This is a genomic window from Pseudomonadota bacterium (genome assembly GCA_018823135.1).
Lineage (GTDB): Bacteria > Desulfobacterota > Desulfobulbia > Desulfobulbales > CALZHT01 > JAHJJF01.
Genome location: JAHJJF010000130.1, coordinates 1 through 6,096 on the forward strand (window position 1 = coordinate 1; position 6,096 = coordinate 6,096).

The 6,096-nt window shown below is 46.9% G+C and carries 7 protein-coding genes; 1 reads left to right on the forward strand and 6 read right to left on the reverse strand.

Going from position 1 to position 6,096, the window contains the following annotated elements:
- The 6 genes from KKE17_13650 to mraZ all read right to left on the reverse strand — a co-directional run.
- Nucleotides 1-345, reverse strand: a 345-nt coding sequence (locus tag KKE17_13650) for a UDP-N-acetylmuramoyl-L-alanyl-D-glutamate--2,6-diaminopimelate ligase (GenBank protein MBU1711042.1), incomplete at its 3' end; no start/stop codon positions are given.
- An 89-nt stretch (nucleotides 346-434) separates the two neighbouring features.
- Entirely contained in the window at nucleotides 435-1,199 is a 765-nt protein-coding gene (locus KKE17_13655; protein ID MBU1711043.1) for a hypothetical protein, read from the reverse strand.
- A gap of 53 nt (nucleotides 1,200-1,252) precedes the next feature.
- Complete coding sequence (locus KKE17_13660; protein MBU1711044.1) at nucleotides 1,253-3,202, reverse strand: hypothetical protein; 1,950 nt, start codon at nucleotides 3,200-3,202, stop codon at nucleotides 1,253-1,255.
- 14 nt (nucleotides 3,203-3,216) lie between these two features.
- Entirely contained in the window at nucleotides 3,217-3,567 is a 351-nt protein-coding gene (locus tag KKE17_13665; GenBank protein MBU1711045.1) for a hypothetical protein, read from the reverse strand.
- Nucleotides 3,568-3,670: 103 nt separating this feature from the next.
- Nucleotides 3,671-4,561: a 16S rRNA (cytosine(1402)-N(4))-methyltransferase RsmH gene (gene rsmH / locus KKE17_13670; protein ID MBU1711046.1), complete on the reverse strand. Its 891-nt coding sequence runs from the start codon at nucleotides 4,559-4,561 to the stop codon at nucleotides 3,671-3,673.
- A gap of 6 nt (nucleotides 4,562-4,567) precedes the next feature.
- Nucleotides 4,568-5,044, reverse strand: a complete 477-nt coding sequence (gene mraZ / locus KKE17_13675; protein MBU1711047.1) for a division/cell wall cluster transcriptional repressor MraZ — start codon at nucleotides 5,042-5,044, stop codon at nucleotides 4,568-4,570.
- 572 nt (nucleotides 5,045-5,616) lie between these two features.
- Between mraZ and KKE17_13680 the strand changes: the two genes are divergently transcribed.
- Nucleotides 5,617-6,096: cyclic nucleotide-binding domain-containing protein (locus KKE17_13680; protein ID MBU1711048.1), on the forward strand; the 480-nt coding region annotated here is incomplete at its 3' end.

The following is a 6,096-nucleotide window of genomic DNA, read 5'->3' on the forward strand; positions in this document are numbered from 1 at the left end:
CCTTACCGGCTTCATTTCCCTTAACGTCTTTAAAACATTTTCAAGGGCATCAGGGGTGTGGGCATAATCAACAAATACTGCGCAGTCCGTTTTCACCTGGATTCGCTCAAGCCTTCCCGGAATATTGTCGACTTCCTGCAATCCTTTTCTTATTTTTGTGGCATCAATACCAAGTCCGACGCCAATTCCGACGACGCCAAGGATATTTTTCAGGTTAAATTTCCCTGTCAAAGCAGAATGCAGATGAAATATCCCTCCCGGAAAAACCACATCAGCTTCAATCCCTTGCAAACCGAAATCAAAGCTGCCTGCATGAACATCCTGCCTGCCAAGACCGCAGGACATAATCCTTTTATTCTGAGCTGCCTTTCCGCCGGCGCTATTCTTTAATTTCTCAATGAGTAATCCACCCCAATCAAGGTTCCCGGCTTTGTTTAAATGATCCTGACTGGCTGTCGATTCACAGATGACCGCAAGCCCATTTTTTTAAGTCCTTCGGTAAACAGCTGACTCTTGATGGTAAAATAACTTTTCATATCCTTGTGATAATCAAGATGGTCCCGACTCAAATTTGTAAACAATGCAACATCAAAGAGCAGTCCGGCATGCCTTTTCTGGTCCAGTGCATGGGAGGACACTTCCATTATTATATGTGTAACTCCCGCATCCAGCATTTCCTGCAGCAAGCCCTGCAAAAAAACCGGCTCAGGCGTTGTCATCGATGAAGGAATTTCCTTCCCGGCATATCGATAATTAACCGTTCCGATAACTCCAGGATTTCCGCCGCCGGCCTTGATCACCGATTCAAGCAAATAAGTACAGGTTGTTTTGCCGTTCGTCCCGGTAATGCCGATCACTTTCATCTTCCCACCGGGATTGCCGAAAAATGTGGCGCTGATCCGCCCCAGGGCTTCCCGGGAATCCTGCACCTGAATCAACGGCACCCGATGCATTTCCCCAACCTTGCACCCTTGCTCCGCCAACACCGCAACGCACCCTTTGTTGACCGCATCCTGGATAAAGGTGCGCCCATCAACAACTGTTCCTGGTACTGCAACAAACAAGGCTCCGGGGCCGACCTGCCTTGAATCAGCGGTTACCGATTTTACCCGGATACCATTAAGATCCATACTGGAGTGACACTTAAGCCCTTTTAACAGACCTTCAAGATCAATATTTTTTCCCTTTGATCCAATCACCGCTTCTTCTTATTCCCATCCCGGCTGCGTCATGATGATGACACCTACCTTCCTCATCCCTTGGCAGCTAATTTCAAAATACAGGTATGACCTTTCAACGCCTTCCCGGCTTCAGGAAATTGTCCGACAATAGTCCCTACCCCATGAATTTTTATGGATAAATCCAGTTGCTGTAATTCCTGCAATCCATTCCGGAGACTTAATCCTTTGACATCAGGCATAACTTTTGCCTTTATATCCTGCTGAGGAACTAATTCGGGATGACCATTATCACGGCTCCAACTGGCGCGGGTTTTATCCGATATCAAGTCAAACTGCCCTTCCTTAACATTCATCCGCCCCACCCCGTTCCATGCATGTGCTTTTTTGCCCAGCTGTTCCGCCGCGGTCCTTACCGGCGAATACTCCTGTTTATTAATTTCCGCGTCGTCAAGGGTTATCAGCAATGTAATTCTAGGTTGTTTCAGCGGGGTTACACCAAGCAGTAAGGTCTGAAACTTTTCCGGGAGATCAATTGATTCAACTTCATGGCTCTTTTCCATTTCCTGTTGCTCCTTTTGTGTCCCTGAATTTTCAGTATACGATTCCGTGTCAACGGGGTGATGAACCAAATTGAGCGACTCAACGCAAAAAACACTTGTGTTAGTTTGTTGTTCAGATTGCATATCATCAAGAATTTGTTGGCTAAGATCTGAACTGACTGCGGCGCCGCCCGTTGTCCAGTTTCTTTCCTGATGCCCTTTCTCTGAAACCCATAATGAATCCAGGAGATGCGGAGTGATCGATTTTCCACCATTTACCAACCGGGTAAATGCAGTGAGAAGATTTAGCGCCGAAGCGGAGTCCTCCTGATCAACTGCTAATTCAGCAGGATTCTTGCCACTCACTGCCTTATCCTGCTGCGTAGGAAGATCGATGCCACTCATTGAATTCAGTCCCAGTTTCATTTTGAGACCTTGTTCCTCTTCTACAGAGGAGCCATGTTCGATATAAAACGGCATGAGTTCCCGGGAAACATAGAAACCGTTGTCGAACCGATTCCATGCACCAAGGTGATTTCCCGGCAAGGTTTTATCTGCAGTGCTTTTAGTTTTTCTGTTAATTTTCTCTCCCTTGCTCAAGGCCAGGGCATAACGGACCAAACCGTCCATACCTGCCGTATGCACTCCATCAGTCAGCACCCTGTTTCTCCGTTCCTTGACACTGAATTCCCAAAAACGATTCGGATCGAAAGCCGGCAGGCTTGCCATTGCAAGTATGGCTCCGGTATTCGCCTCCATAACCAGGGCCTTTGCTGAAGTTGCTTTTGTGGAGGCTATTAATTCGGCGAGTTGCTTTTCCAGGAGGCGCTGAATACGAAGGTCCAGGCTCAGAATGAGGTGCCCCCCCGAATTTTGGGAAACTGTTTCAGCGCGCAGCTCATTATCATAAAAGTATTCAATGCCATCAAGGCCCTGTTCATCCCGTACAAAACCTAGAATATGTGCTGCGGTAAAATGATTCGGGTAATACCTCTCAATCTCATGAGTCCGATAAAGCCCCGGAAGGCCTAATTCCATTACTCTCCGGGCAAGAGTTTCATCAATCTTTCTGCCAAGCCAGAGAAGACTTCCTTCTGATTTGAGAGATGAAAAAATGACTTCTTCATTCAGACCCATCAATGGAGATATCCGGCGGGCAAAACTTTCTGCGTCCCGTACTTCAACCGGCCTTACATATATTGAGGACAACTTGAAACCGACTGCCAGTTCGTTGAGGTTTCTGTCATAAATATTTTTTCTCGATACAATATCTCTGCTTTCAACATTGGCAAAAGTGCCAAGATCCTTAAGAATATTTGCACCGGTGGCGGACGCTTTCCCCCCTGAATCCAACCCCCTGATCGAGTCGCGATCCGGCCTCAACCTCGGCACGACAATGGAGACTGCCAGCACGAGCAGTACAAACACTGCCAGGCTCAATGTAATTAGATGCTTTCTATAATTACGGCGACTCTTGGTCATTTTTTACTTTCACGTCATAGCGAAGCCTTGAGCTGATCAGGGGTCGCAACCCTCAATCCAAGCTTCAAGGCCTCTTTCTCAATATTTTCTTTTGCTGACAGGACATTCTGTTTACTTATCAATTTGTTGCGCTCAAGCCGCAGCTCCTGGTTCAGCTTGCCGTTTTGAGACAATTCCTGTAGTCCGCTATCAATCTGCCGCCCCAGCCAGAAACTTGCAATCACGCCGAAAACCATAACCACGGTGATGACAAGTCCGGCAATCCTTGAGAACCTCCCGTCGGCAATAAAAGTACCCGTTTTTCGGAATACGACATTCTGTCTTTGATGAAATTGTGAATAACGACCTGAGTAATCTTGAATCACCTGGTCACCTCATTTTTGAATTGAATCTCCCCGTGGCTGGACTACTGAAACTCCTGGCCTCCGGCATTTGAATACTTAGCCTCTATTCTTACTCTGGTGAGGACTATTTCCTTCTTCCCATCTCCGCAACCCGCATCTTGGCACTCCGCGCTCTGGGATTAATCCGGCATTCTTCATCGGATGCCATTAGCGGCTTTTTGGTCAATTCCTTGAAATCAGGATTTTCACGAAAGGCCTTTTTCACAAGTCGATCTTCCAGAGAATGAAATGAAATAACGCAGAACCTGGCGCCGTTTTTCAAGACATCGCCCCCTGCGCCCAACACTTTTTCAAGATTTACGAGTTCGTTATTTACTGCGATGCGGAGGCCCTGAAATACTCTGGTGGCCACATGGATTTTCTTAGGATGAAAACGTTTCGGAACTGCCCGCTCAATAATCCCAACAAGCTGATCGGTTGTTGTTATCATTTGCTTCTTGCGGAAATCATCGATGAAGTCTGCTATCCGGCGAGCCTGACGTTCTTCACCGTAATAAAAAAATATATCTGCGAGCTCGTCCCTGGTTGCGCGGTTGATATATGTTTCGGCAGTCATCTCGGAGCGCAGATCCATTCGCATGTCCAACGGTTCTGAGCCTTTAAAGCTGAACCCCCTGCCGCCGGTATCCAGTTGCATGGACGACAGCCCCAAATCAAGCAACACCCCGTCCACTTCCGCTATCGCCAAATCATCAAGGGCCAGTTTTATTTCGGAAAAATTTCTGTGCATGAAACTCACCCGATCTCCAAAGGGTTTGAGCCGTTTTTGCGAATGACTCAAGGCTTTTTCATCAAGCTCAAAGCCGACAACCCGGCCTCCGGGACTGCTTTCCTCTAGAATCCTTTCCGTATGTCCACCCAATCCAAGATTCCCGTCAACATAGATACCGCCGTCAACCGGTTTGAGGTACTCCATGACTTCATTCAACAATACCGGCTGGTGCAATGTCTCCATGGTTACTCAAAACAATCCCAACTCCAACAAGGTCTGCTCAAAATTCTGGAAATTGTCCTCAGTGGGCTTGTTCTCCACCTCCCAGGTTTCTTTGTCCCAAATCTCAAAATAGGTGATCATTCCATTCACCACCACTTCACGCTGGATACGGCAATCCTCCCGCAGTTTCGGGGGCAACAGGATCCGTCCCTGTTTGTCCAATGAGCATTCAACAACGCCGCCGATCATATACCTGATCAGATTTATCATCGCCGGCTGCTTCTTGCCCTCAGCGCGCAGGGCCATCTCCATGGCTTCCCATTGAGTCACCGGATAGGCTTTCAGGCAGTTCTTCCAGGGGGTAATCATGAGCCGCTCATCGTACTGGACGTTCAACACCTCACGGAACCGGGTGGCAATATTCAGCCGCCCCTTACCATCAAGGGCGTGATCCGAACGTCCACGGAAATGATTTACAGGTCTCTTAAGAACACTTTCACTCATCTGCCAAACCCTCCAGCCCCTCTTTACTCCACTTTACACCACAATGACTTATTATATATTGGACATAGCACGTAAGTGTCAAGAAAAAAAAGATTTTTTTGATTTTTGCGAGTCTCGGGAACACGTTATCGCAAAGACACAATATCTGGTGGCAAACAGCACCATATTATCCCCCATATAGTGGAATGCGCCATTAAACTGACATTAAAAAGATGAAAAATTTTAGTAAGATAGAGAAAAAAACTTACCTGTTCGCGCTTTTTGGGGCACTGGTTAAACCTGCCGCAGCCGACGAGTCACAACATTCACTACAAATCCACCAACATCAAGTCAGGCATAAAAGGATCCACGGGATATTTGATGATTTTAAAAAAAACTCATTTTGTCGTAGCTTAAAAATATCCGGCAAAGTCAACCTGACAGGCTGTTTCCATGATCCCGGCCAATAAATTGGGCTTTACCCTCTAACTCCTGAATGTCAAAGGCGAAATAAACGTTGAACTCTGCGTCCAAGAAGTCTTATATTGAACAGAATAATTGATTTTATTTCATGAAGGAAAAGGTGACGAACAATGGATGATTTATCAAAGCAGGAAGAACAGGCTTTTCGGTATGTCCTGGAAGGGGAAAAGGATACCGCCCTCAACCTCCTGCTTGACCTGGTAATCAAGCATGCCAATAAGAAAAATTTCGCAAAGGCTGAAGAATTGCGCGGAAAAATCTATGATATTGACTCCATGGCCTTATCCCAAATCATCAAGGCAAACGAAGCCATTGAAGAAGCAAAGAGCGGATCCATCGACGAGGCCCACCTCAACATCTGGGAGGAGCTCAACAGGACCCTCACCAAAGAGGAAGAAAATGCTTTATACTTTGCCCTGCAGCCCATGGATTGTCCCGCCGACACCGTTATTTTCCAGCAGGGCCAGGAAAACTCCAGTCTCTATTTTATTAATGGCGGCAAGCTCAACATCCTTTACCGCCAGGGGGACAGGGAGTTGTTTATTAAAAAGATGGGCACCGGTGACATAGCCGGGGATGACACTTTTTTC

Bases quoted from the DNA above. Each gene is read 5' to 3' on its own strand.
- KKE17_13660 (MBU1711044.1), bottom strand. From the start codon at position 3,202: ATGACCAAGAGTCGCCGTAATTATAGAAAGCATCTAATTACATTGAGC.
- rsmH (MBU1711046.1), bottom strand. From the start codon at position 4,561: ATGGAGACATTGCACCAGCCGGTATTGTTGAATGAAGTCATGGAGTAC.
- mraZ (MBU1711047.1), bottom strand. From the start codon at position 5,044: ATGAGTGAAAGTGTTCTTAAGAGACCTGTAAATCATTTCCGTGGACGT.